General features: G+C 71.9%; 24 protein-coding genes. 16 read left to right on the plus strand and 8 right to left on the minus strand.

The window, feature by feature from the left end:
* Positions 1–49: 49 nt before the first annotated feature.
* From ACZ6JE_RS01260 to ACZ6JE_RS01320, 13 genes are all read left to right on the plus strand, one after another.
* Complete coding sequence (locus ACZ6JE_RS01260) at positions 50–1,435, plus strand: alpha/beta hydrolase (RefSeq protein WP_464317985.1); 1,386 nt, start codon at positions 50–52, stop codon at positions 1,433–1,435.
* A 117-nt stretch (positions 1,436–1,552) separates the two neighbouring features.
* A complete protein-coding gene (gatC, locus tag ACZ6JE_RS01265) occupies positions 1,553–1,852 on the plus strand; it encodes an Asp-tRNA(Asn)/Glu-tRNA(Gln) amidotransferase subunit GatC (RefSeq protein WP_055794582.1) in 300 nt (99 codons plus the stop codon).
* A gap of 2 nt (positions 1,853–1,854) precedes the next feature.
* Complete coding sequence (gatA, locus tag ACZ6JE_RS01270; RefSeq protein WP_192059845.1) at positions 1,855–3,405, plus strand: Asp-tRNA(Asn)/Glu-tRNA(Gln) amidotransferase subunit GatA; 1,551 nt, start codon at positions 1,855–1,857, stop codon at positions 3,403–3,405.
* Positions 3,405–4,904: an Asp-tRNA(Asn)/Glu-tRNA(Gln) amidotransferase subunit GatB gene (gatB, locus tag ACZ6JE_RS01275; protein ID WP_192059847.1), complete on the plus strand. Its 1,500-nt coding sequence runs from the start codon at positions 3,405–3,407 to the stop codon at positions 4,902–4,904. The genes gatA and gatB overlap by 1 nt, the downstream gene beginning before the upstream one ends.
* 88 nt (positions 4,905–4,992) lie before the next feature.
* Positions 4,993–5,865, plus strand: a complete 873-nt coding sequence (locus tag ACZ6JE_RS01280) for a hypothetical protein (protein ID WP_464317986.1) — start codon at positions 4,993–4,995, stop codon at positions 5,863–5,865.
* On the plus strand, positions 5,858–6,694 hold the full coding sequence (locus ACZ6JE_RS01285; RefSeq protein ID WP_243215221.1) for a DUF3097 domain-containing protein: 837 nt from the start codon (positions 5,858–5,860) through the stop codon (positions 6,692–6,694). Before ACZ6JE_RS01280 ends, ACZ6JE_RS01285 begins: the two co-directional genes overlap by 8 nt.
* Before the next feature lie 76 nt (positions 6,695–6,770).
* Positions 6,771–7,415 (plus strand): spermidine/putrescine ABC transporter substrate-binding protein, encoded by a 645-nt coding sequence (locus tag ACZ6JE_RS01290; protein ID WP_320478678.1) that lies wholly within the window; start codon positions 6,771–6,773, stop codon positions 7,413–7,415.
* 25 nt (positions 7,416–7,440) lie between these two features.
* Positions 7,441–7,851 (plus strand): DUF3054 domain-containing protein, encoded by a 411-nt coding sequence (locus ACZ6JE_RS01295; protein ID WP_463464475.1) that lies wholly within the window; start codon positions 7,441–7,443, stop codon positions 7,849–7,851.
* A 92-nt stretch (positions 7,852–7,943) separates the two neighbouring features.
* On the plus strand, positions 7,944–8,690 hold the full coding sequence (locus ACZ6JE_RS01300) for a DedA family protein (protein ID WP_464317987.1): 747 nt from the start codon (positions 7,944–7,946) through the stop codon (positions 8,688–8,690).
* Positions 8,691–8,790: 100 nt separating this feature from the next.
* On the plus strand, positions 8,791–9,585 hold the full coding sequence (locus tag ACZ6JE_RS01305) for a hypothetical protein (protein WP_464317988.1): 795 nt from the start codon (positions 8,791–8,793) through the stop codon (positions 9,583–9,585).
* A 122-nt stretch (positions 9,586–9,707) separates the two neighbouring features.
* Positions 9,708–10,715, plus strand: a complete 1,008-nt coding sequence (locus tag ACZ6JE_RS01310; protein ID WP_464317989.1) for an SDR family oxidoreductase — start codon at positions 9,708–9,710, stop codon at positions 10,713–10,715.
* Positions 10,712–12,178, plus strand: a complete 1,467-nt coding sequence (locus tag ACZ6JE_RS01315; RefSeq protein ID WP_192059864.1) for a phytoene desaturase family protein — start codon at positions 10,712–10,714, stop codon at positions 12,176–12,178. Before ACZ6JE_RS01310 ends, ACZ6JE_RS01315 begins: the two co-directional genes overlap by 4 nt.
* 17 nt (positions 12,179–12,195) lie before the next feature.
* Positions 12,196–12,624 (plus strand): SRPBCC family protein, encoded by a 429-nt coding sequence (locus ACZ6JE_RS01320; protein WP_244636926.1) that lies wholly within the window; start codon positions 12,196–12,198, stop codon positions 12,622–12,624.
* 101 nt (positions 12,625–12,725) lie between these two features.
* On the opposite strand, the gene ACZ6JE_RS01325 is transcribed toward ACZ6JE_RS01320, so the two are convergent.
* A complete protein-coding gene (locus ACZ6JE_RS01325; RefSeq protein ID WP_320476969.1) occupies positions 12,726–14,408 on the minus strand; it encodes a long-chain-fatty-acid--CoA ligase in 1,683 nt (560 codons plus the stop codon).
* Positions 14,409–14,541: 133 nt separating this feature from the next.
* On the opposite strand from ACZ6JE_RS01325, the gene ACZ6JE_RS01330 reads away from it, so the two are divergent.
* Complete coding sequence (locus ACZ6JE_RS01330; RefSeq protein WP_320478685.1) at positions 14,542–15,360, plus strand: SDR family oxidoreductase; 819 nt, start codon at positions 14,542–14,544, stop codon at positions 15,358–15,360.
* A gap of 100 nt (positions 15,361–15,460) precedes the next feature.
* Here ACZ6JE_RS01330 and ACZ6JE_RS01335 read toward each other — a convergent pair whose 3' ends face one another.
* The 5 genes from ACZ6JE_RS01335 to ACZ6JE_RS01355 all read right to left on the minus strand — a co-directional run bounded on the left by ACZ6JE_RS01335 (position 15,461) and on the right by ACZ6JE_RS01355 (position 19,175).
* Positions 15,461–16,525, minus strand: coding sequence for a hypothetical protein (locus tag ACZ6JE_RS01335; protein ID WP_464317990.1), 1,065 nt, complete (start codon positions 16,523–16,525; stop codon positions 15,461–15,463).
* The gene (locus tag ACZ6JE_RS01340) at positions 16,522–17,178 is read right to left on the minus strand and encodes an ABC transporter ATP-binding protein (protein WP_464317991.1); all 657 of its coding nucleotides are present in this window, start codon (positions 17,176–17,178) and stop codon (positions 16,522–16,524) included. Before ACZ6JE_RS01340 ends, ACZ6JE_RS01335 begins: the two co-directional genes overlap by 4 nt.
* Complete coding sequence (locus ACZ6JE_RS01345) at positions 17,147–18,184, minus strand: peptidoglycan-binding domain-containing protein (protein ID WP_464317992.1); 1,038 nt, start codon at positions 18,182–18,184, stop codon at positions 17,147–17,149. The genes ACZ6JE_RS01340 and ACZ6JE_RS01345 overlap by 32 nt, the downstream gene beginning before the upstream one ends.
* Complete coding sequence (locus ACZ6JE_RS01350) at positions 18,181–18,819, minus strand: hypothetical protein (protein ID WP_464317993.1); 639 nt, start codon at positions 18,817–18,819, stop codon at positions 18,181–18,183. The genes ACZ6JE_RS01345 and ACZ6JE_RS01350 overlap by 4 nt, the downstream gene beginning before the upstream one ends.
* Before the next feature lie 68 nt (positions 18,820–18,887).
* Positions 18,888–19,175, minus strand: a complete 288-nt coding sequence (locus tag ACZ6JE_RS01355; protein ID WP_464317994.1) for a hypothetical protein — start codon at positions 19,173–19,175, stop codon at positions 18,888–18,890.
* 140 nt (positions 19,176–19,315) lie between these two features.
* Here ACZ6JE_RS01355 and ACZ6JE_RS01360 point away from each other — a divergent pair, with 140 nt between their 5' ends.
* Positions 19,316–20,233 (plus strand): oxygenase MpaB family protein, encoded by a 918-nt coding sequence (locus tag ACZ6JE_RS01360; protein WP_464317995.1) that lies wholly within the window; start codon positions 19,316–19,318, stop codon positions 20,231–20,233.
* 29 nt (positions 20,234–20,262) lie between these two features.
* Positions 20,263–20,850, plus strand: a complete 588-nt coding sequence (gene lepB / locus ACZ6JE_RS01365; protein ID WP_192059875.1) for a signal peptidase I — start codon at positions 20,263–20,265, stop codon at positions 20,848–20,850.
* A 19-nt stretch (positions 20,851–20,869) separates the two neighbouring features.
* On the opposite strand, the gene ACZ6JE_RS01370 is transcribed toward lepB, so the two are convergent.
* Positions 20,870–22,564: a long-chain-fatty-acid--CoA ligase gene (locus tag ACZ6JE_RS01370; protein WP_464317996.1), complete on the minus strand. Its 1,695-nt coding sequence runs from the start codon at positions 22,562–22,564 to the stop codon at positions 20,870–20,872.
* 60 nt (positions 22,565–22,624) lie between these two features.
* Positions 22,625–23,182, minus strand: coding sequence for a TIGR03086 family metal-binding protein (locus ACZ6JE_RS01375; RefSeq protein WP_464317997.1), 558 nt, complete (start codon positions 23,180–23,182; stop codon positions 22,625–22,627).
* Between the last annotated feature and the right edge of the window lie 121 nt (positions 23,183–23,303).

The following is a 23,303-nucleotide window of genomic DNA, read 5'->3' on the forward strand; positions in this document are numbered from 1 at the left end:
CGCATCGATCCACCTCCTCGGAGCGATCGATGCACCGGCGACATCGGTCGTGCCGTCCGAGGCCGTGTCGACGGCTCACGCCGAGGTCGAGACCGCTCTCGTCTCCGCGAGCGCGACCGTGCCAGCACGGGTTCCGGCCTGGGCGGGACCCGAGGCGGGGGAGTCCGCCGACGCGGTCGCCCTGGCGTGCGGTGGAGAGACGACCGAGGGCGTCGACGGGGCGGGTTGCCTCGGTGAGCTGACCCGCGCCTCCTCGGAGTCCGTGCGGTCGTTCGCTTCGCACCTGGACTCCGCGGGAGACGACGTCAGCGCACTGTCGGCCGCGGTGACCGCCGACGTCGAAGCCGACGTCGTCGGCGACTGGTGGGGAGCCCTCGACCCGTCGCGACGGAACGAGCTCATCGCGCTGGCACCCGGTCTCGTGGGCAACCTCGAGGGGGTGCCCTACGGCGTGCGCGACGGAGCGAACCGGGTCTTCCTGAGCGAGGCCGTGGCGGCCGTGGACGACCGTCTCGCGAGCGGCGAGGCCGGCCCTGACGACGTCGCCCGCGCCGCGATGCTCGCCGCCGTCGGCGAGGCCCTCGCCGATCGCACCAGCGGAGCGGCCGACCGGCAGCTCGTCCTGCTCGACACGGTCATGCCGGGTCGGGTCGCCGTGTCGATCGGGGATCTCGACGCGGCCGACGACGTCAGCATCCTGGTGCCGGGGATGCTCTACGGGGTGACCGGTCAGGTCGTCGACTGGTCGATCACGGCCGGTGGGCTCTACGACGAGCAGTCGAGCTGGGCGGGCCTGCCATCCGGACGGGCGGCCGCCGACGCCCCCTCGACCGCCGTCGTCGCGTGGATGGGCTACCGCACGCCCGATCTGACCAACGTGTACTCGCTCGACCTCGCCCGGGTCGGCGCCGGGCACCTGGTGGACTCGCTCGCCGGGCTCGACGCCGCACGCTCGGCGCACCCCGCGAGGGTCACCGTGGTCGCGCACTCGTACGGTTCGACGACCGCGACCCTCGCGCTGTCGTCCGGGCGGACCATCGTCGACTCGCTCGTGCTGCTGGGCTCGCCCGGAAGCGTCGTCGAGACGTCGACCCAGCTCGCCGTGCACGGCAGCGACGTCTACGCGGCGGCGGGCAGCTTCGACCCGGTGGCCGGCAGCGGCGTCTTCGGCGCCGACCCCGGGTCGCCCGGGTTCGGCGCGGTGATGCTGCACACCGGGGGAGGCCTCGACGGCGTGACCGGAGAGGCCCTCGCCGCGGCGCTCGGGCACAACGACTACCTGCGCCCCGGCACCGAGTCGCTCCGCAGCATCGCCCTGATCGGGCTCGGTCGCGGCGACCTCGTCGACTCCGACGAACGCACCCCGGGCACCGGAGGCCCGGTGCTCCCCGACATCACGCTCGTGCGCCCGCAGGATCTCTACGCCCGCGACTGAGAAGGCGCAGGAGGCGCGGGTCGACTCGCACCGCGCCTCCTCGGTCGGAGCCTCCCCGTAGAATCGACGGCGACCCCCAAGCGCAGTACCCCCACACGATCCCTGTGACGGAGCACCATGTCTGACATCACGCGCGAGCAGGTCGAGCACCTCGCCGGTCTCGCCCGAATCGCCCTCACCGCCGACGAGATCGACACGATGACCCGAGAGCTCGGGCAGATCGTCGACAACGTCGCGAAGGTGGCCGAGGTCGCCACCGACGACGTCCCCGCGACGAGCCACCCCATCCCGCTCGAGAACGTCTTCCGCCCCGATGTCGTGGGCGAGACGCTCACGGCCGAGCAGGCGCTGTCCGGCGCCCCCGACCACGACGGCTCGCGCTTCAGAGTGAGCGCCATCCTCGGAGAAGAGCAGTAGAGATGACCGACACCGCAAGCCTCATCCGCCTCAGCGCGGCCGACCTCTCCGTCAAGCTCGGCTCCGGCGAGGTCTCGTCCGTGGAGGCCACGCAGGCGCACCTCGACCGCATCGCCGCGGTCGACGGCGACGTCCACGCCTTCCTGCACGTCAGCGACGCCGCCCTCGCCACGGCCGCCGACGTCGACCGCCGTCGCGCCGCCGGCGAGCCCCTCGGGCCGCTGGCCGGTGTGCCGATCGCCGTCAAGGACGTCCTCTGCACCATCGACATGCCGTCGACCTCGGGCAGCCGCATCCTCGAGGGCTGGGTGCCGCCCTACGACGCCACGGTCGTCAAGAAGCTCCGCGCCGCGGATCTCGTGCCGCTCGGCAAGACGAACATGGACGAGTTCGCGATGGGCTCGTCGACCGAGTTCTCGGCGTACGGCCCGACGCACAACCCGTGGTCGCTCGACCGCATCCCCGGTGGCTCGGGCGGCGGCTCGGCCGCGGCCGTCGCCGCCTTCGAGGCGCCCCTCGCTCTCGGCAGCGACACCGGCGGCTCCATCCGTCAGCCGGGCGCCGTCACCGGCACCGTGGGCGTCAAGCCCACCTACGGCTCCGTCAGCCGGTACGGCGCCATCGCTCTCGCCAGCTCGCTCGATCAGGTCGGTCCGGTCAGCCGCACCGTGCTCGACTCCGCCCTGCTGCACGACGTCATCAAGGGCCACGACCCGCGCGACTCCACCTCGCTCCGTGACGAATGGCCGTCGTTCACCGACGCCGCTCGCGCCGGTCTCGCCGGCGGCGCCCTGAAGGGCGTCCGCATCGGCGTCGTCAAGGAGCTGAACGGCGAGGGGTTCCAGGGCGGGGTCAAGACGCGCTTCACCGAGGCCCTCGATCTGCTCACGGCGGCGGGTGCGGAGATCGTCGAGATCTCGGCGCCGAGCTTCGAATACGCGATCAGCGCCTACTACCTCATCCTGCCGGCCGAGGCCTCGAGCAACCTCGCCAAGTTCGACTCCGTCCGCTTCGGCATGCGCGTCGTGCCCGAGGGCGGCGGCACCGTCGAGGACGTCATGGCCGCGACCCGCGAGGCCGGCTTCGGCCCCGAGGTGAAGCGCCGCATCATCCTCGGCACCTACGCGCTGAGCGCGGGGTACTACGACGCCTACTACGGCAGCGCCCAGAAGGTCCGGACCCTCGTGCAGCGCGACTTCGCGAAGGCGTTCGCCGAGGTCGACGTGCTCGTGTCGCCGTCCGCTCCGACCACGGCGTTCCCGCTCGGCTCGAAGATCGACGACCCGCTGGCGATGTACCTGAACGACATCACGACGATCCCGGCGAACCTCGCAGGAATCCCCGGCATCACGATCCCCATGGGGCTCGCCGCCGAAGACGGTCTGCCCGTCGGGTTGCAGTTCATGGCTCCGGCCCGCGAGGACGCCCGCCTCTACACCTACGGCGCCGCACTCGAGCAGCTGCTCGAGCAGAGCTGGGGACGCACCCTCATCTCGCAGGCACCCGATCTCAGCAGCACCGAACAGCACGCCGCCACCGAGGGAGTCATCTGATGGCCAAGGCAGACCTGATGGACTACGACGAGGCGCTGCAGAGGTTCGAGGTCGTGCTCGGCTTCGAGGTGCACGTCGAGCTCGCCACGAAGACGAAGATGTTCTCGGACGCCCCGAACTTCTTCGGCGGTGCCCCGAACACCAATGTGACCCCGGTCGACCTCGGCCTGCCGGGCTCGCTGCCCGTCGTGAACGAGCAGGCCGTCCGCTACTCGATCAGCCTCGGGCTCGCCCTGGGCTGCTCGATCGCCGAGAGCTCGCGCTTCGCCCGGAAGAACTACTTCTACCCCGACAACCCCAAGAACTACCAGGTCAGCCAGTTCGACGAGCCGATCGCCTACGAAGGCGAGGTCGAGGTCGAGCTGCCCGACGGCACCGTCTTCCGGATCCCGATCGAGCGGGCCCACATGGAGGAGGACGCCGGCAAGCTGACGCACGTCGGCGGTTCGACCGGGCGCATCCAGGGCGCCGAGTACTCGCTGGTCGACTACAACCGCGCCGGCATCCCGCTCGTCGAGATCGTGACCAAGCCCATCATCGGCGCGGGCGCGCTGGGCCCCGAGCTCGGCGCCGCGTACGTGTCGACCATCCGAGACATCGTGCGCTCGCTCGGTGTCAGCGAGGCGCGCATGGAGCGCGGCAACCTGCGCTGCGACGCGAACGTCTCGCTGCGCCCCCACGGCCAGGAGAAGCTCGGCACCCGCACCGAGACAAAGAACGTCAACTCGTTCCGTTCGGTCGAGCGCGCGGTGCGCTACGAGATCCAGCGGCAGGCCGCCATCCTCGCCTCGGGCGGCACCATCACCCAGGAGACCCGCCACTGGCACGAAGACACCGGTCGCACGTCGGCGGGTCGTCCGAAGAGCGACGCCGACGACTACCGCTACTTCCCCGAGCCCGACCTGCTGCCCGTCGTGCCTCCCCGCGAGCTGATCGAAGAGCTCCGGCTCGCCCTGCCCGAGGCCCCGGTGGCCCTCCGTCGCCGGCTGAAGGCCGAATGGGGCTTCGCCGACCTCGAGTTCCAGGACGTCGTGAACTCGGGCATGCTGACCGAACTCGTCGAGACCGTCCAGGCCGGCGCCTCCCCGCAGGCGGCCCGCAAGTGGTGGACGGGCGAGATCGCCCGTCTGGCGAACGCCCGAGGCGTCGAACCGTCGACCCTCGTGTCCCCGCTGCACGTCAGCGAGCTCATCGCGCTCGTCGAGTCGGGCGATCTGACCGATCGCCTCGCGCGTCAGGTGCTCGAAGGCGTCGTGGCGGGCGAGGGCGCACCCGGGGAGGTCGTCGAGAAGCGCGGGCTCAAGGTCGTCTCCGACGACGGCGCGCTCATCGCGGCGATCGACGAGGCCCTGGCCGGTCAGCCCGACGTCCTCGCGAAGATCCGCGACGGCAAGGTGCAGGCTGCCGGCGCCGTCATCGGCGCGGTGATGAAGGCCATGAAGGGCCAGGCCGACGCGGCCCGCGTGCGCGAGCTGGTGCTCGAGCGCGCTCAGGCCTGACGACCGGCGGCACGAGCATCGCCGTCGACGGGGGAGCCGCCGTGATCGAGCAGGTGCCTGCGCGTCGGCACGAGCGCGACGGCGACCGATGAGCGTGCCCCGGTGGATCCGACCCGCCGCCCCGGTCGGGGTGGCGGTCATGGGTCTCGCCGTCGTCGTGGCCGTCGCGGCGACGTGGCTGCCCCTGCGCGTCGTCGTCATCCGCACGACGGACGGTGCCGGGGCGGCGTTCGCGAGCAGGTCGGACCTCCTCCTGGTCGCCGTCGCGGTCGCCGTCGTGATCCTGATCGCGTATCTGGTCTCGGCCGCCGCGCTCGCCTGGACGCCCGCACGGCACCTGCTCGTGCCCCGCGCCTCCTACTGGAAGCACGAGTCCCGACGCCGTGAGCTGCGCCGTCGACTCGCCAGCCACCTCGCCCGAGGCACGGCGGCCGGGCTCTGGTTCGTCGCCGCGCTGATCGTCGTGGCACTCGTCGGCCAGTCCGGTGGTGCCGTCGCCGCCTGGTGGATCCCGCTCGCGGTGTCCGTCGTCTACGTCGTGGGGATGCTCGTCTGGCTCACCTGGGTGCTCACCGGCGGATTCGCTCCGCCGCGGCGATCGGCGCAGACGGGAACGACGGCCGCGCGGTCGACTCCCGCACGCGCCGCCGGAGGCGCGGCGCAGGGAGCCTCACGCCGGTCACCCCCTCGAGACGGGCCCCCTCGTGACGCTCCGTCCCGAGATGCTTTGGCCCGCGCGGCTCAGCCCCGCGCGGCTCAGGCCCGCGCGGCTCAGCCCCGCGCGGTCGGGGCGAAGGCCGCGTCCCCCGTGGGTCGCACCTCGCCGCGGCCCGGCGAGCGTCGCCGGTCCGACGAGGCCGGGGCGTCGAAGAGCCCGCCTCGCCCCTACCAGCCATCACCGAGACCGCAACCCCGAACCCGACCCGAACCACCGCAGAGAGGTCCATCGCCCCGTGACTGACGACCGATACGGAGACGACGTGCTGAGCGGCGACTGGAAGCGCTCGAAGCGGCCGGTCGCGACGCCGACCGACGCCGTCCGCGATCTGGTCGTCGAGGACTCCGCGAGCGGCTTCACCGGGGCCGTCGTGCGGGTCTCGGCGGGCCTGGTCGAGCTGGAGGACTGGAAGGGCCGCGTGCGGGCGTTCCCGCTGTCGGGATCGTTCCTGATCGACGGCGCGCCCGTGGCGCTGCGGGTGCCGCGGGCGGCGCCGGCCGGCCGGGCACGCACCGCGTCGGGATCGTTCGCCGTCGACGGGGCCCGTGCCCGGGTCGCCCGCGAGAGCCGGATCTTCGTCGAAGGACGTCACGACGCCGAGCTGGTCGAGAAGGTGTGGGGCTCCGATCTGCGGATCGAGGGCGTCGTCGTCGAGTACCTCGAGGGCGTCGACCACCTGGCCGAGGTGCTCGCGGAGTTCCGTCCGTCGCCCACCCGGCGGGTGGGCGTGCTGGTCGACCACCTCGTCGCCGGCTCGAAGGAGAGCCGGATCGCCGACTCCGTCATGGCGGGGCCGTCGGGGGCGGGCGTGCTCGTCGTCGGGCACCCGTTCGTCGACGTCTGGCAGGCGGTCAGACCCGCGCGCGTCGGTCTCGCCGAGTGGCCCGCGGTGCCCCGCTCGATCGAATGGAAGCACGGCATCTGCGACGCGCTCGGCTGGCCGCACGACGACCAGGCCGACATCGCCGCCGCCTGGCAGCGGATCCTCGGGCGGGTGCGGACCTTCGCCGACCTCGAACCCGCTCTGCTCGGCCCCGTCGAGCGACTGATCGACTTCGTCACCGTCGACTGACGGCACCCGGGCCCCGACCCGGTGAATCGCCCGGGGGTACGCGGTTATCACCGCCCGATGCCCGTAGATTCGGGGCATGGCGGAATCGATCGAGGGGCGCGTGCAGAGCGCCGTCGACGCCTGGCTGCGCTGGCTGCCCCGCTGGCGCATCGGCACGGCCCGCGGGCGCACCCGCGTGTGCCGACTCTGCTTCGGGTCGCCCGTCGCCGTCGCCGCCGGTTTCGACCGCGACGTGCCGCACGCCGTCCAGCACGCGCTGCTGAACCGGCTGCGTCACATCGTCGACGACGAGGTCGAGATCTACACGGCCCGCAACCTGCCACTCGTCGACCGGGAGCTGCGTCGCGAGGCCGACGGCGTCGTCGACGTCGGCTACCGCCCCGACGTCGGTCTCGACCCCGAGTTCGAGGGACTCGACGTCGACCCCGAACCCGACCCCGCTCAGCCGTTCCTGTTCACGCTGGCCGGTCTCGCAGAGGAGGACGCGCCTCCTGCCGGGTCCCGCACGGTCGACCCCGTCGAGTACTCCGACGAGGCCAAGGAGGCGCTGCGTCGGGAAGTCGCGCTGGCCGACGACCACGCGCAGTCGGTCGGCACCAGCCTCTGCTTCGCCCTCGTCGCTCAGCGGGAGCGCATCGGCGACGCCGTCGAGCGTCTCGTCGAACCGCAGATCGACGACCTGCTGTCGGAGCTGTCGCAGACGCTCGAGCAGCCCTCCTGAACCCGCCTCCGCTCGAAAGGCAGACATGACCGGCATCTCACGCAGCGGGCGCTCGCGGCGCTCCGCCGGGCTCTGGTGGGTCGCCGCCGTCGATTTGGTGCTCGTCGCCGCGTTCGTCCTCATCGGCCGCAGCAGTCATGCCGAGGCCCTCGACCCTTTGGGCCTCGCGACGACCCTCTGGCCGTTCGTCGTCGGTCTCGCCGTCGGCTGGGCGACGGTGCTCGGCGTGGGCTGGTCGATGCGCGGCCCCAGGGCGGGGCTGGTCGTCTGGGTGGCGACGGTCGTCGTGGGCGTGCTGCTGCGTGTCGCGAGCGGACAGGGCGTGGAGCCGAGCTTCGTCGTCGTCACGGCGATCGTGCTCGGGGTGTTCCTGGTGGGCTGGCGACTGATCGGGCTGCTGGCGACCCGCCGACGAGGCGCCCGCCGACCCGTCTGACCCGCGCAGGGGCCGTCCACAGCCTGACCCGGCATACTCGGGGTGCCGATCCGAGCCCGTCCCGAGCGGGACCCGAACCGACCCAGGGACACATGAACTCCTCAGCCGCGCCGAGCGCACTCCTGACCGCCGCATCCGCCCCCGGGTCGTTGACCGAGAGCGGGGGCATCGTCGGCATCGCGTCGCGCGTGATCGACGCGCTGGGCGAGTGGGGCGTCGGTCTGCTGACCTTCATCGAGACGATCTTCCCGCCGATCCCGAGCGAGCTGATCCTGCCGTTGGCCGGTGCGCTGGCCGGCAGCGGCGACATGAACATCGGACTCCTCGTCGTCGTCACGACGCTCGGAGCGTACGTCGGTGCACTCGTGCTGTACCTCCTCGGTGCGAAGCTCGGTCTCGAACGGAGCATCCGGTGGCTCTCGAAGCTGCCGCTCGTCGACCGCGAGGACTTCGACAAGGCGGCGGGCTGGTTCCACCGTCACGGTCGCTCGGCCGTGTTCTTCGGGCGCTTCATCCCCGGCGTCCGCAGTCTCATCTCGCTGCCGGCCGGCGCCGACCGCATGCCCCTCGCCACGTTCTCCCTCTTCACCATCGTCGGGAGCGGCATCTGGAACACCCTCCTGATCGCCCTCGGCGCGGCCCTCGGAACCCAGTACGAGCTGATCGACGAGTACGCGAAGTACCTCGACTACATCGTCTACGGCGCGATCGCCGGCGTGATCGTCTGGCTCGTGGTGCGGGCGCTGCTGCGGCGCCGACGTCGCGGCGAGTCCGCCGACGCCCACGACACCCGCGAGCCCCGCGATCACCGAGACGTCGACGGCGACGTTCGGGGCTGATCCGCACGCTGCGCACAGGCAGGCGGCGGCAGGCGACCGTACTGTCGTGTCCGGCAGGTGCCTCCGCACCGCACACCACGAACGGAAGGGAACCGCTCCGATGGGATTCCTCGACAGACTCCTCGGCCGCGACGACGACCAGGCCAAGCCCGGCCCCAGGGCGGACACCCGGCCCTACGGCCAGCAGTCGTACGACCAGCACCCCTACGGCCAGCAGTCGTACGAACAGCAGCCCTCCGGCCAGCAGTCGTATGACCAGGCGCCCTCCGGCCAGCAGCCGTACGGGCAGGCGCCCGCGCCCCGGGCGTCCGCACCGCAGGCTGCACGGACCGACGACGAGATCGCCGTCGAGCGCTATCGCTACCTGCTGCGGACGGCCCCGCCCGAGACCATCGAGCAGGTGCACGCCGAGGCCTTCGAGAAGCTCACGCCCGAGCAGCGTCGCCTGGTCTTCGACGAGCTCAGCGCGCAGGCGTCCGAGAGCGAGCGCCCGCGCGGCGACGACCCGGCGTCGCTGGCGCAGGCCGCCACCCGGTCCGAGCTCCGCCAGCCGGGCAGCCTCGAGCGCACGCTCGGCGGCGGCAGCCCCTCTGAGGGGCAGAACGCCCAGGGTCGCCGCGGGCCCGGCATGGGCTCGATGATCGGCGGCTCGCTGCTCGGCACGGTGGCCGGCTTCGTGATCGGCTCGGCGCTGGTCGGTGCGTTCCTGCCCGACGGCGGCGCCACGGCCGACGGCGGCGAGGGCGACCAGGGCGATGGCTCCAACACCGGCTCCGACCCGGGCGACACGGGCACGGAGACCGCGGGCGCGGGCGACGGCGGGGGCGACTTCGGTGGCGGTGGATTCGGCGGGGGCGACTTCGGGGGCGGCGACTTCGGCGGCTTCGACATCTAGCACCGTGCGGCTCTGCGCCATGGTGACGGCCGAGGAGGCGCGACTCACGCGAGTCGCGCCTCCTCGGTCGTGAACGACTACCGTCGGAGACCCGCGAACGCGAGGATGAGTCGAGGAGAAGCATGAGCACCAGCAGGATCGCCGTCGTCACCGGAGGAACCGCCGGACTCGGCCGTGCCACCGTCCGAGAGCTCGCCGCCCGCGGCTGGGACGTCGCGGTGCTCGCCCGCGGTCAGGACGGACTCGACGGGGCCGTCGCCGACGTCGAGGCCGCCGGGCGTCGCGCTCTCGGCATCCCGACGGACGTCGCCGACCGTGCGCAGGTCGAGGCCGCCGCCGATCGCGTCGAATCGGAGCTCGGGCCCATCGACCTCTGGGTGAACGACGCCATGGTCGGGGTGTTCGGCGAGTTCCTGGACACCGACCCCGACGACTTCGAGCGGGCGACGGCCGTCAACTACTTCGGCTTCGTCAACGGAACCCGTGCGGCCCTCTCGCGGATGGTGCCGCGCGACAGCGGTCACGTGATCCAGGTCGGCTCGGCGCTGGCGCACCGAGGCATCCCCCTGCAGGCCGCATACTGCGCCGCGAAGCACGCCGTCCAGGGCTTCACGGAGTCGGTGACCACCGAGCTGCTGCACAACAAGAGCGCGGTCCGCATCTCGACGGTCGACATGCCGGCGCTGAACACCATCCAGTTCAACTGGGTCCGCACGGATCTGCCCGACCACCCGATGCCCGTCGCGCCGATCTTCGAACCCGAGGTCGGCGCCCGGGCCATCGCCGCCGTCGCCGAGAAGCCGCGTCGCCGGTCGTGGATCGGCGAGCCGACGCTGGGCACGGTCATGGGCAATCGCCTCGCCGCGGGGCTGATGGACGTCTTCCTGGCCAAGACCGGCTACTCGGGTCAGCAGGCGCCTCAGAAGAAGGATCCGATGCTGCCCGACAACCTCTACGAGCCCACGGCCGGCGACCACGGGGCGCGAGGCATCTTCAGCGATCAGGCCCATTCGACGAGCCCCCAGGTCTGGTACACCGAGCACCGCGGCATCGGTCGCGGTCTCGCGGTCGCCGCCGCCCTCGGTGCCGGATTCGCGACCGTCCGGGCGGTGTCGGGGCGTCGCCGATGAGCCGGCCCTACGACGCATCGGTCGTCGGGGCGGGTCCCAACGGGCTGGCCGCGGCGGTGGTGCTCGCTCGGGCGGGGCTCAAGGTGCAGCTCGTGGAGCGGGCGTCGACCATCGGCGGCGGCACGCGCACGGCCGAGCTGACCCTGCCCGGCTTCCGCCACGACATCTGCTCCGCCGTGCACCCGATGGCCATGGCGTCGGGGTTCTTCCGGCGGTGGGGGCTCGAGCAGCGCGTCGAGATGATCGTGCCCGAGATCTCGTACGCGCATCCCGTCGACGGAGGCACCGCGGGGGTGGCGTACCGCGACCTCGAGCGGACGGTCGCCGGTCTCGGGGTGGACGGGCCGACCTGGCGCCGCATGTTCGGCCGCCTCGTCGACCTCGAGGACGAGATCTCGCAGTTCACACTGTCGCCCATCCTGCAGGTGCCCAGGCACCCCGGCACGGTGGTCGAGTTCGGCCTGCGCATCCTCGCCCAGGGCGGCCCCTGGTGGGACGCCGGGCTGAAGACGCGCGAGGCGACGGCCCTGCTCGCCGGCGTCATGGCCCACGCCATCCGTCCGATGCCGAGCCTGTCCGCCTCCGCCGCCGGTCTGACCCTCGCCGTGCACGGGCATGGGCGGGGCTGGGCTCTGCCTCGCGGCGGCAGCCAGTCGATCGCCGATGCGCTCGCGGCCGACCTCGTGGCGCACGGCGGGGTGATCGAGACCGACACGGAGATCACCGACCTCGGGCAGCTCGACAGCGACGTCGCACTGCTCGACGTGACGCCCCGGCAGCTGATCTCGATGGCCGGCGCGCGCCTCCCCGACGGCTATCGTCGTCGCCTCGAGCGGTTCCGCTACGGCGGGGGAGCGTCGAAGGTCGACTTCGCGCTCAGCGGCCCGGTGCCCTGGGCGGTCGACGCCCTGCGGGGGTCGCCGACGGTGCACCTCGGCGGCGATCGGGCCGACGTGGCCCGCGCCGAGCACGACGTGGCCAGGGGGCGGCACTCCGACGACCCGTTCGTGCTCGTCGTGCAGCCGAGCGTCGTCGACGACACGCGCGCTCCGAGCGGGCAGCACTCGCTCTGGACGTACGCGCACGTGCCGTCGGGCAGCACCCGCGACATGACCGAGGTCATCACGGCGCAGATCGAGCGCTTCGCCCCGGGCTTCCGCGACGTGGTGCTCGCGTCGCACTCGTACAGCGCCGACGAGCTCGAGGCCCACGATCCGAACTACATCGGCGGCGACATCGCCTCGGGTGCGCCGAGCCTCAAGCAGCTCGTCGTGCGCCCGGTGCTGTCGACCGAGCCGTGGCGGACCCCCGTCGCCGGCGTGTACCTCGCGTCGTCGTCGGTGCCGCCCGGGCCGAGCGTGCACGGGATGGGCGGCGCCTACGCCGCCCGCAGCGCCCTCCGGCACGAGTTCGGCATCACCGACCTGCCCCATCTGGGACCCGACCGGGGGGAGCCGGCATGAGCATCGAGGAGCGATTCATGGACGCATCGCCCGAGGACGTCTTCGCGATCCTGCGCGACGGCTGGTCGTACCCGAGCTGGGTCGTCGGGGCGTCGCGAGTGCGCGATGTGGAGCCCGCGTGGCCGGAGGCCGGCTCGAAGATCAGCCATTCGGTCGGCGTCTGGCCCGCGGTGATCGACGACTCGACGAGCATCGTCGAGTGGGACCCGCCCCGTCGCGTCGTCATGATCGCGCGCGGCTGGCCCCTGGGGGAGGCGCGGGTCGGGTTCGCGGTCAAGCCCATCTCGGGCGGTTCGCACGTGACCATGACGGAGGACGCGGTGTCCGGCCCGGGAACCCTCGTGCCGAGACCGCTGCAGAACGTCATGCTCAAGCACCGCAACCGCGAGACGCTGCAGCGGCTGGCCTGGCTGGCCGAGGGGCGACGGGACGGCAAGGCCGACTAGGTCGGGTCTCGCCGCCCCCGGGTGCCCGGGGCCCCGAGCGCGGGATGCCCCCGGGCCGGAGCTCAGGATGCCCCAGGCGAGGATGCCCGGGGCGCTCGCGGTCAGTGACCGAGCAGCTCGTCGCGCACCTTGCGGCGCAGCACCTTGCCGATCAGCGAGGTCGGCAGGGCGTCGACGACGACGATGCGTCGCGGCACCTTGTAGGGCGTGAGGTGCTTGCGGGCGAAGGCACGCAGCTCGGCGACGTCGACCTCGGCACCGGGGGAGACGACGATCGCCGCGGCGACCTGCTCGCCGCCGGGGCTCGGCATGCCGACCACGGCCGCGTCGACGACGCCTTCGAAGCGCGTCAGGACCTCTTCGACCTCGGAGGGCGCGACGTTGAACCCACCGGTGATGATGAGCTCCTTGATGCGGTCGACGACGCGCACGAAGCCGTCGTCGTCGACGGTGACGATGTCTCCGGTGCGGAACCAGTCGCCGTCGACGAAGACCTCGCTCGTGGCCTGCGGCTTGCGGTAGTAGCCGGTGAACACCTGGGGGCCGCGCACGATCAGCTCGCCTGACTCGCCCGGGGCGACGTCGACCGTCGGCTGGTCGGGGTCGACGACCCGCACCTCCGTGCTCGGCAGCGGGAGCCCCACGGTGCCGGCGCGGCGGGTCGGCCCGACGGGATTGGCCATGAGCACGGGCGAGCACTCGGAGAGCCCGTAGCCCTCGACCAGCCAGCCGCCGGACTCGGCCTCCCACGGCTCGACGACCTCCGCGGACAGGGGCATGGCGCCCGAGATCGCGACCTCGACGCCACGCAGCGAGACGCCGGCGTCGTCGGCCGCCTTGCGGAGGCGCGTGTAGATCGGCGGGACGGCCGGCAGGAAGGTCGGCGGTCGCTTCTTCATGACCTTGAGGACGAGCGCCGGGTCGAAGGCGGGGAACAGCACGAGGCGCGCCCCCATGCTCATCGCGAAGGTCAGGCAGAGCGTCAGGCCGTAGGCGTGGAACATCGGCAGGACGGCGTAGACGGTGCACGCGCCCTGCTCGATGGTCGGCACCCAGGCCCGTGACTGCGCCGCGTTCGAGAGCAGGTTGCGGTGCGTCAGCTGCGCGCCCTTCGGCGTGCCGGTCGTGCCGCTCGTGTACTGGATGACCGCGAGGTCGTCGGTCTCGGGGCGGGGGTGCTTGGAGCGGATCGGGCGCGAGCCGACGACGTCCTCCCACGGGGTCGTGCCACGGACCGGCGCGAAGAGGCGCTCGCGGGACTCGCGTGCCTTGGCGATCGGCAGACGGAGGGCCAGCCGGGTGCCGAACGGCATCGCCTTCGTCACGTCGACCGAGACGACGTGGTCGACCGCGACGTCGTCGGGGAACGCCTGGATCGTGTCGACGACCTTGTTCCAGGCGATGGCGATCTTGGCGCCGTGGTCTTCGAACTGGTGACGCAGCTCGCGCGGCGTGTAGAGCGGGTTGTGCTCGACGACCACGGCGCCGAGACGCAGGACGGCGTAGAACGCGACGACGTGCTGCGGGCCGTTCGGCAGCACGAGGGCCACGGTGTCGCCGTGGCCCACTCCGAGCTTCCGCAGGCCCTCGGCCGCACGCGCGATCTGCTCGACGAGCTCGGTGTACGAGGTCGTGGCCCCGAAGTACTCGAGCGCCACCGCCTTCGGGTAGCGCTTCGCGCTGCCGTCCACCAGGTCGAGGAGAGAGCCCGTGACGGGCTCGATCTCGTGCGGGACGCCGGGGGCGTACGAGTCAAGCCAGGGACGCGGGGTCTCGATGGTCACCCTCTCACTCTAGGGCGAACGAGGCCGTTCGATCGTGCGCGTCGTGCAGCGACGCGGGGAAGGGGCACCTGGACGCCGTCCAGACGGGCGGGCGTTGGATCGGGGGGACCCGCACCCCGACGAGAGGAACACCGTGAGCAAGGTCTGGTTCATCACCGGAGCATCCAAGGGCTTCGGCCGCGAGTGGGCCGAGGCCGCACTCGAACGAGGCGATCGCGTCGCCGGCACCGCGCGGAACCTCGACGACGTCGCCGGTCTCGTCGAGCAGTACGGCGACGCCTTCCTGCCGCTTCAGCTCGACGTCACCGACCGCGCGGCCGACATCGCCGCCGTGCAGGAGGCCGCCGAGACGTTCGGTCGTCTCGACGTCGTCGTGAACAACGCCGGCTACGGCCACTTCGGCATGGTCGAGGAGATCAGCGAGACCGAGGCCAGGGGGCAGCTCGAGACGAATCTGTTCGGCGCCCTGTGGGTGACGCAGGCTGCTCTGCCGATCATGCGCGAGCAGGGGTCGGGCCACATCGTGCAGGTGTCCAGCATCGGCGGCATCAGCGCGTTCCCGACGGTCGGCATCTACCACGCGTCGAAGTGGGCGCTCGAGGGCATCAGCCAGTCGCTGGCGCAGGAGGTGGCGGGCTTCGGCATCCACGTCACCCTGGTCGAGCCCGGCGGGTTCAGCACCGACTGGTCGGGCCCGTCCGCGTCGCGCAGCGACGAGCTCGAGGAGTACGCCGAGGTGCGCGAGGCCGCCTCGAAGCGCCCGTCGGCCGCCGACCCGGGCGACCCGAAGGCCACCCGCGGCGCGATCCTCAAAGTCGTCGACGCCGAGCAGCCGCCCCTCCGCATCTTCTTCGGCAAGGCGCCGCTCGGCATCGCCACCAAGGACTACGAGTCGCGTCTCGCGACGTGGAACGAGTGGCAGTCCGTCTCGGTCGAGGCGCACGGCGGCTGACCCTCCGTCGCCGACGCCCGCCGCGCCTCCTGCGTCTCTCGAGAGCTGCGGGAGGCGCGGTGTGGGTCGGCGCGGATCGTCGAGGCGCCTCCGCCTCGGGTCACCGATCTTTGAACCATCGAACGAGATCGCGTCTCCTGATGGAGAGAGTCGTGAGCGCTGCGGCGAGGATGGCGCTGGTCGCTCCCGCAATGGGTGCGGCGACGAGGAGGCGCGCGGGAGCATCGATTAGCGAGCCGGGCCCCGACAGCAGTGGAGCGGCGGCGATCCCCACGGCGATGAGGGCGCCGCAGACCGCCCAGGCGGAGGTCTCGACGACGATGACGGCCAGTTGCGCCGACCGACTCTGGCCGGCCTGAAGGGCTCCGCTGAGTTCGAGTCGGCGTCGACGCACGGAGGCGACGCCGAGCAGTGCCGCGAGCGAGGCGGACATCGCCGGTGCCCATCGCGTCAGCCGTTCGCGGTGGGCGGCGACCGAAGGGGAGATGGATCCGAGGGTGGCGTTGAGCTGCCCCATCGACAGAGAGGATGCGCTGCCGGCCGTCGACGAAGCCGTCGATCGCAACAGGTCGTCGGTCGTCTCGCTCTGAGGCCACGCTCGTGCCCAGCATTCGTCGAAGGGCTCGGCGGAATCTCCTGGCAGCAGCACGGCGGACGACAGGCGGCTGTCGCGACCGTCGTCGGGGTGCCTGAAGACTCCGGCTATGTGCAGGGGCCCGTCGGCCGTCCTGAGGTCGTGGCCCGCTGCGGCTCCGAGGCGTTCGGCGAGGCCGGGCGCCAGCCAGGCGCCGGCCCGCCCGTCGGAGTCGGCGACGAGGGCGGCGAGACCTGGAGTGATCTCGAAGGTCGTGAGACTCGAACCGGGCAGGGAATCGAGCGTCACCGCCGGGCCGGGACGGAGGGCGCCGGCGGCCAGGATGTCGCCGTGGCCTGTCAGCGCGTCGCACGCCGTGCCGTCGACTCCGCCCTCGAGTGCTGCGGTGCGGGTTGCGGCCCCCGAGGCGACGAAGCCGACGGCGTCGCGTGTCAGCGCGGAGACCGCGGCGAGGTCGGCGGCCCCGGCGAGCCCCGAGGTGAGGGCGAGCAGAGCGGCGAGGGTGCCGAGACGCGTCGTACCGGTCGCGATGTAGCGGCGTGCTTCGCTGAGGACGCTCGAGAGTCTCACGACGCCGACTCGTGAGGACCGAGGTCGATCACCCGATGGCAGGCATCGCGGGTCTGCGGGTCGTGGGTGGCCACGACGACGACCGCTCCGCCGTCGGCGGCCGCACGGAGACGTTCATTGACGGTGGCGGCGGAACGCCGGTCGAGCTGAGCGGTCGGCTCGTCGACGAGCAGCAGATCGGGTCGCATGGCCACGGCGCGGGCGAGCATGAGTCGTTGGGCCTCGCCGCCGGAGAGTTGCGCGAAGGGACGGTCGGCGAGAGGGAGGAGTCCGAAGCGGTCGAGGGTGTCGCGGGCGGTGGGTTCGACGTCTCGACGACGCGAGCCATCGGCGAGCAGGGGCAAGACGACGTGGTCGAGGGTGGTGCGGCCGGGGACGCCCCAGGGATTCTGGAAGACCCAGCCTGTGCGGGTGACGCCGCTGAGATCGACCGTGCCTGCGGTCGGTGCGAGCGTGCCGGCGAGAACCGAGAGCAGCGAGGATTTACCGCAACCCGACGGGCCGCAGACGGCGACGACCTCGCCGGCCTCGAGCCTGAAGCTGAGACCGTGGAACAGCACGGGGCCGCGACCGTGTCGGAGTGTCATGTCGCGGGCGACCACGGCGAGCGTGGTCGAGCACTCATCCGCAGGATGCTCGACGGTCGTCGGCACGGAGACTCACCTCCCTCGGAGGCTCGATTCCGTCGGCGAGGCGGACCAGCGACGAGCCGAGGGTCGAGCCGACGACGGTGACGGGGATCGACTCGCCTGGCATCGCGAGGCACCCGGCGCCGGGGGTGTCGCCGGTCGCGACGGCGGCGGCGGGAACCTGAAGGACGGGGACGGGGTCGCGAAGGCGCAGCGTGGCAGGGATCGCGTCTTCGGCGGCGGCCACGAGTTCGTCGAACCCGTCGGCGGTCTCGAGTGCGGCGAGGAAGGCCGGGTCGGTGCTGCCCGAGTCGTCCGTCATCGGTCCTGTCGCGCCGAGGAGCTCGAGGTCACGGTCGCCGGGCGCGAGGTCTTCGGGGCGTGACGACAGTCGCACGGCTGTGACCGACGCAGGTGCCGATGCAAGTTCGTCACCGGCTTGCAGAGTCGTACCGAGTCGAGTGCAACTGCTCACGGGGGTGGTCACCCGGGGGATTCGGACGACTCCGTCGAGGGGCAGGACGAGCGGGGACTCGGGTCGTGCGATGTCGACGGCGGCGAGCAGTGAGGCTATCGCCCGGGCTGTGGCTGGTCCGAGGTTGCCGTCGCTGCGCGCCGGATGGCCGAGCCGTGTCAGTTCGTCCTGCAGGGCTCGGACGTCCGCCCCTCGATCGCCGAGGTCGAGGTCGCGGTAGAGCGGGACGTCGGTGCTGAGCCCGAGCAGTGGTCTCTCGTCGACATGGGCGATGACCGTGCCCGACACGAGGACGCCATTCGCGGTGCAGGACTGTCGTGTGAGGACGCCGCCGAGGGGTGTCGAGACGGCGACCGGATCGCCGGAGTCGAACGTGGCCTGGACGTTACGGCTGTCGTCGAACGTGCTGGGCGTGGCCGGGGCCGTCTCGGCCGGTCGCGCGGTCGCGAGCACCGACGGCGGGTCGACGGGTGTGAGCGCCACCGCCAGTCCGGCCCCCGAGGCGACGAGAGCCAGCCCGCACACCGTCGCGACGACGATCGCGGCGCCTCTCATCGGCTGTCCTCACCGCCCCCGACGGCGAACCCGACCCGGGTGAAGCAGTCTTGAGCCTCCGGGGTGTCGACGTCGAAGGGGAAGGGTTCGTCGCTCTCGAGGTCCTCCTGGAGCTGCTGCTCTGTGTAAGCGTCGTCTGTCACGCCCAGATCGGCGAGGCACCGGATGGCCACGGTGAGTGGGTCGACGAGTAGATCGGGGTTGCTCTGCTGGATCATGAAGAGCGACTCGATGGGCGCGAGCTGCGCCGAGCAGTCCGTGCCCGCCGCCATGTACTGCTCGACGTCCTCCTGCGACCGGAGATCGTCGGGGGGAGCGATCTGGATCGTCCCGTTCTTGTTGCGCTTGTGCTCTCTGTCGACGTAACCGATGTCTGCCATGCACCGCTTGTACAGATCGAATGCGGCGTCGTAGTCGGCCTGGGGGATGCTGCCCGTCGAGACAGCCCTCTCGAGTACGTCGACCACGAAGGGGTCCTCCTCTTTGTCGAGTTCTCGTTGGAACACCTCGACGAGGCTGCCTGCCATGACCTCGTCGTCTCTCCCGTCGTCGTAGGTGCTCGACGTCGTCGTCGAGCAGCCGGTGGCCAGGACGACGGTGGCGATGCTCATCGCCAGAGCGTGCTTCTTGGACATGGAACCTCCCTATTCGAACGGCGATGCGACGACGGGGCGGACTCGCGGGCCCGCCCCGTCGGTCGGACTCAGCGGAACTGGTAGTAAGCGTTGCCGGAGCTCAGCCCGCAGCTGGCCTTGGCCCAGGTGCTGGACGAAGCCCAGTTCGACAGGAACTGAGCGCAGCCGTGCTGGGCGAACGAGCGGCCCTGGGTTCCACCGGACGTCTTCGTGGATGCACTGGCTTGGACTAGCGAGACCGACGCTGTGCCCGAGCCGGCGGCATGTGCCGGGACGCTCGTGGCGATGGCCCCGCCGAAGGCGAGACTGGCGGCGAGGACGGCGGTGCCGACTGACCGGCGGCGTGTTTTCATCATGGAATCTCCTTCGATTCGTGTCGATCCGATGAGCGACATGATAGATGCTTGCCGTTATTCATATCGATGTCAAGGGGTGGCTTCGGACTCGTCGGACGACCTGCGCGGACCGTCCAGGTCGCGAGGCGCATGATCGAGGCATGCCCGCTCTGACCGAACCGCTCCGCGCCCGTCTGCAGTACACCTTCAACGGGCAGTACACCGGCACGCCGCAGTGGATCACCGACCTGGAGAAGGGCGCCGACGAGGGGTTCTTCCTGCCCGGCTCCGCCGTCTGGGCGGTGCACGGCGCCATGTCGACCATCGCCGCCGGAGTGCGCGCGCTGCTCGTCCAGGCGCTGCACCCCGGGGCGCTCGCCGGGGTGCACGACCACTCGCGGTTCCGAGAGGACCCGCTGGGTCGATTGGCCGGGACGATCCGCTGGATCTACACCGTCACCTACGGCAGCCAGGAGGCCGCGACCCAGGCCTCGAACTGGGTCTCGCGACTGCACACCAAGGTCGTGGGCAGCTACGAGGACCGCCACGGCGTCAGCCACGACTACGCCGCGAACGACCCGGAGCTGCTCAGCTGGGTGCACATGGCCTTCGCCGACTCGTTCCTCGCCGCGTACCGGCAGTGGGGCGCGACGCTGATCCCCGGTGGTCCCGACGCGTACGTGCGCGAGTGGGCCGTCGCCGGCGAGCTGATGGGCGTGCCGAACCCGCCGCGCACCGCCGCCGAGATGCAGCAGCAGCTGTTGGACTTCGACCGCCGCGGCATACTCGAGCGGACGGCCCGCACCGACGACGTCGTGCGGTTCATCAGGCGCCCGCCGCTCTTCCCCGTGCTGAAGGCCGGCTACCCGCTGCTGTTCAACGGCGCGGTCAGCACCCTGCAGCCCCGGTTCCGCGAGCTGCTCGACCTCAGGCCGCCGCACCTCGGCCAAATCGCCCTGCCGGCCGCGGGCCCCGCGCAGGTCATGCTGAACGGGATCGGCGCCGTGCTCGGACCGCGCCCGGTCGCGGAGGGGCACGCGCTGGCGCGACTCGAACGACTCGGGTGGGCATCGGCCTGACACCAGCAGGCGACTGAGAGGATGTCGTCGTGACCGACACCGCGCCTCCTCGTCCCCATCGGCCGTTCCGCCTCCTGCGCGACGTCGTCGTGATCGTGCTGATCGCCCTGCTCGTCTCGTGGGGCGTCCGCACGTATCTGGTGCGGTCGTTCTACATCCCGTCCGCGTCGATGGAGAACACGCTGATGATCGGCGACCGGCTGGTCGTCAACGTGCTCGCCTCGAACGCGATGCCGCTGCACCACGGCGACATCGTCGTCTTCGAGGATCCGGGCGGCTGGCTGCCGGGGGAGCCGGGTCAGGACCTCGTCAAGCGCGTCATCGGTCTGCCGGGCGACACCGTCTCGTGCTGCGACGCCGAGGGGCGCGTGCTCGTCAACGGCGAGCCGATCGACGAGCCCTACATCACGGTGCCCTCGGGCGACCCGGCGTCGCTGACGCCCTTCGACGTCACCGTGCCCGAGGGGGCGCTGTGGGTCCTCGGCGACAACCGCGAGGACTCCGCCGACTCGCGGGCGCACCAGAGCGGGCCCTACGCGGGGTTCGTCCCGGAGGAGAACGTCGTCGGCCGGGCCTTCGTGGTGTTCTGGCCGTTCGACCGGGCCCGCTGGCTCTAGTCGTGCCGGGACGTCCCGTCTAGCCCGCGGCGATGAGTGTGTCGCGGACCTGCCGACGCAGCACCTTGCCGATCAGCGACTTGGGCAGCTCGTCGACCACGACGACCCGGCGCGGCACCTTGTAGGCGGCCAGACGCCCGCGGCAGTGATCGCGCACGGCGGCCTCGTCGAGGGTCGCGCCCGCGGCCAGGACCACGGCCGCGACGACGTCCTCGCCGCCCTCGGCGCGCGGGACCCCCACCACGGCGGCCTCGGCGATGCCGTCGGCACCGAGCACGGCCTCCTCCACCTCGGACGGGGCGACGTTGAAGCCGCCCGTGACGATGAGCTCCTTGATGCGGTCGACGATGGTCACGTAGCCGTCGGCGCTCATGCTGACGATGTCGCCGGTGCGGAACCAGCCGCCCTCGAGGAACGCCTCGGCGGTCTCGTCGGGCCGGTTCCAGTAGCCGCGGAACACCTGCGGACCACGCAGCAGCAGCTCGCCCGCTGCCCCGGGAGGCACGGGTCGGGTCGGATCGGGGGAGTCCCGGTCGACGACGATCGCCTCCGTCGACGGGAACGGCACCCCGACGGTGCCGACGCGGCGGGTCGGGCCGATGGGGTTTCCGAGCGCGACGGGCGAGGTCTCGGTGAGACCGAAGCCCTCGACGAGCATGCCGCCCGTCACCCCCTCCCAGGCGGTCACGACGGAGGTCGGCAGATTCATGGCACCCGAGATGGCGAAGCGGGCCGACGACAGGTCGACGCGCTTCTCGCGGGCGCCGTCGGCGAGTCGCTGATAGATCGGCGGCACCGCCGGCAGGAATGTCGGCGGGTGCTTCTTCGCCGCCTTGAGCACGAGGTCGACGTCGAACTTCGGGAACAGCACCAGCCGCGCGCCGAGACTCATCGCGAAGGTGAGGCACAGCGTCAGCCCGTAGGCGTGGAAGAACGGCAGCACGCCGTAGACCGTCTCGGCGCCCTCGACCAGCCCCGGCACCCACGCGCGCCCCTGCTCGGCGTTGCTGCGGAGGTTGCGGTGCGTAAGGATCGCGCCCTTCGGCGACCCGGTCGTGCCGCTCGTGTACTGCAGCAGGGCGACGTCGTCGACCTCGGGCCGGGGGTGCTTCTTCTTGATCGGGCGGTTCGACAGCAGGTCGTCGAACGTCGAGTCGCCCGTCGCGCCGTCCGTCAGCGCCGCCCGCGACGACCTGGCGGCGGGCACCGGCAGCTTGAGCGCCAAACGGGTGCCGAGCGGCATGCCCTTGGTCACGTCGACCGACACGATGGTCGTCAGGCCGAGGTCGGAGGGCAGGGCGCGGAGGCGGTCGACCAGCTTGTCCCATGCGACCGCCACGGTCGCGCCGTGGTCCTCGAAGAGGTGGCGCAGCTCGCGGTCGGTGTAGAGCGGGTTGTGTTCGACGACGACGGCGCCGAGGCGCAGCACGGCGTAGAACGCGACCACGTGCTGCGGGCTGTTGGGGACGATCAGGGCGACGCGGTCTCCTCGACGCACGCCGAGCCTCCTGAGCCCCTCGGCCGCGCGCGCGATCTGGTCGCCCAGATCGCGGTACGACGTCTCGCGCCCGAAGAACTCGAGGGCCGGACGCGTGCGGTGCGCGGCCACGGCGTCGTCGATCAGGTCGACGAGGCTGCCCGTGACGGGCTCGATGTCGGCGGGGACGTCAGGAGCGTAGCTGTGCAGCCACGGGCGGTCGATCGGATCGGTCATGCCCCGAGCTTGCCAGGGTCGGGTGATGAACCCCCGGGAGGCGCGGCTGCGTCGGGCGTGTCAGCGGGCGTCGCGGCCCGTCAACGCGAGCAGGCGGATGCGGAGCGGGGCGTCGTCGCCGACCGGCACGGGCGACGCGAACAGCCCCGAGGCCTCGAGAGCGTCCTTCTGCGGCTCGAAGACGCCCCAGACGGCCTCGACCAGGGCGTCGTCCAGCTCTTCGTCGGCGCCGACCGCACGAGCGAGATCCCAGCTGTGGATGGTGACGTCGGCGACCTGCTCGGCCAGGTACTCGTGCACGGGGACGACGTCGGCGCTCAGTCGCACCTCGGCGTGCGGATCGGCGTCGCGCCAGGCCGCCGTCGCGGCGCTCGACCAGCGGTGCCAGGCCTCGACGAGGTCGTCGCCGAGCGGCTCGATGGAGTTCTCGGCCTCGGCGGGGTCGCCGCCCTCGAGCAGGAGGGGCACCCACTGCTGCTCGCGGGTCACGTGCCGGACGAGGTCGCGGACCTTCCACTCGGTGTCGGGTGTGGGGGCGTCCCAGTCGGCCACGGCCTCGACCCGGCGGGCGAACTCGTCGTGCGCGGTCTTCTGCAGGGTGATCCAGTCGACGGTCATGGGAGTCCTCTCGGGTGGTGCGGGGCTGACTGCCAGGGCCAACCGTACGGGGCCGCGCATTGTTCCGCGGGCCGGTGCGGCGGGTTCCCGTCATCGGGGGCGGGTCAGCGCTGACCAGCCC

The sequence above is a fragment of the Frigoribacterium sp. AC759 genome, assembly GCF_979256015.1.

Excerpts from the sequence above, each read along its gene's own strand:
- ACZ6JE_RS01280 (WP_464317986.1), top strand. The coding sequence starts at position 4,993 with ATGAGCGTGCCCCGGTGGATCCGACCCGCCGCCCCGGTCGGGGTGGCG.
- ACZ6JE_RS01305 (WP_464317988.1), top strand. The coding sequence starts at position 8,791 with ATGGGATTCCTCGACAGACTCCTCGGCCGCGACGACGACCAGGCCAAG.
- gatB (WP_192059847.1), top strand. The coding sequence starts at position 3,405 with ATGGCCAAGGCAGACCTGATGGACTACGACGAGGCGCTGCAGAGGTTC.
- ACZ6JE_RS01370 (WP_464317996.1), bottom strand. The coding sequence starts at position 22,564 with ATGACCGATCCGATCGACCGCCCGTGGCTGCACAGCTACGCTCCTGAC.
- ACZ6JE_RS01310 (WP_464317989.1), top strand. The coding sequence starts at position 9,708 with ATGAGCACCAGCAGGATCGCCGTCGTCACCGGAGGAACCGCCGGACTC.
- ACZ6JE_RS01355 (WP_464317994.1), bottom strand. The coding sequence starts at position 19,175 with ATGATGAAAACACGCCGCCGGTCAGTCGGCACCGCCGTCCTCGCCGCC.
- ACZ6JE_RS01350 (WP_464317993.1), bottom strand. The coding sequence starts at position 18,819 with ATGTCCAAGAAGCACGCTCTGGCGATGAGCATCGCCACCGTCGTCCTG.
- ACZ6JE_RS01375 (WP_464317997.1), bottom strand. The coding sequence starts at position 23,182 with ATGACCGTCGACTGGATCACCCTGCAGAAGACCGCGCACGACGAGTTC.
- ACZ6JE_RS01345 (WP_464317992.1), bottom strand. The coding sequence starts at position 18,184 with ATGAGAGGCGCCGCGATCGTCGTCGCGACGGTGTGCGGGCTGGCTCTC.
- ACZ6JE_RS01290 (WP_320478678.1), top strand. The coding sequence starts at position 6,771 with ATGGCGGAATCGATCGAGGGGCGCGTGCAGAGCGCCGTCGACGCCTGG.
- ACZ6JE_RS01360 (WP_464317995.1), top strand. The coding sequence starts at position 19,316 with ATGCCCGCTCTGACCGAACCGCTCCGCGCCCGTCTGCAGTACACCTTC.
- gatC (WP_055794582.1), top strand. The coding sequence starts at position 1,553 with ATGTCTGACATCACGCGCGAGCAGGTCGAGCACCTCGCCGGTCTCGCC.
- ACZ6JE_RS01320 (WP_244636926.1), top strand. The coding sequence starts at position 12,196 with ATGGACGCATCGCCCGAGGACGTCTTCGCGATCCTGCGCGACGGCTGG.
- ACZ6JE_RS01295 (WP_463464475.1), top strand. The coding sequence starts at position 7,441 with ATGACCGGCATCTCACGCAGCGGGCGCTCGCGGCGCTCCGCCGGGCTC.
- ACZ6JE_RS01300 (WP_464317987.1), top strand. The coding sequence starts at position 7,944 with ATGAACTCCTCAGCCGCGCCGAGCGCACTCCTGACCGCCGCATCCGCC.
- ACZ6JE_RS01315 (WP_192059864.1), top strand. The coding sequence starts at position 10,712 with ATGAGCCGGCCCTACGACGCATCGGTCGTCGGGGCGGGTCCCAACGGG.
- gatA (WP_192059845.1), top strand. The coding sequence starts at position 1,855 with ATGACCGACACCGCAAGCCTCATCCGCCTCAGCGCGGCCGACCTCTCC.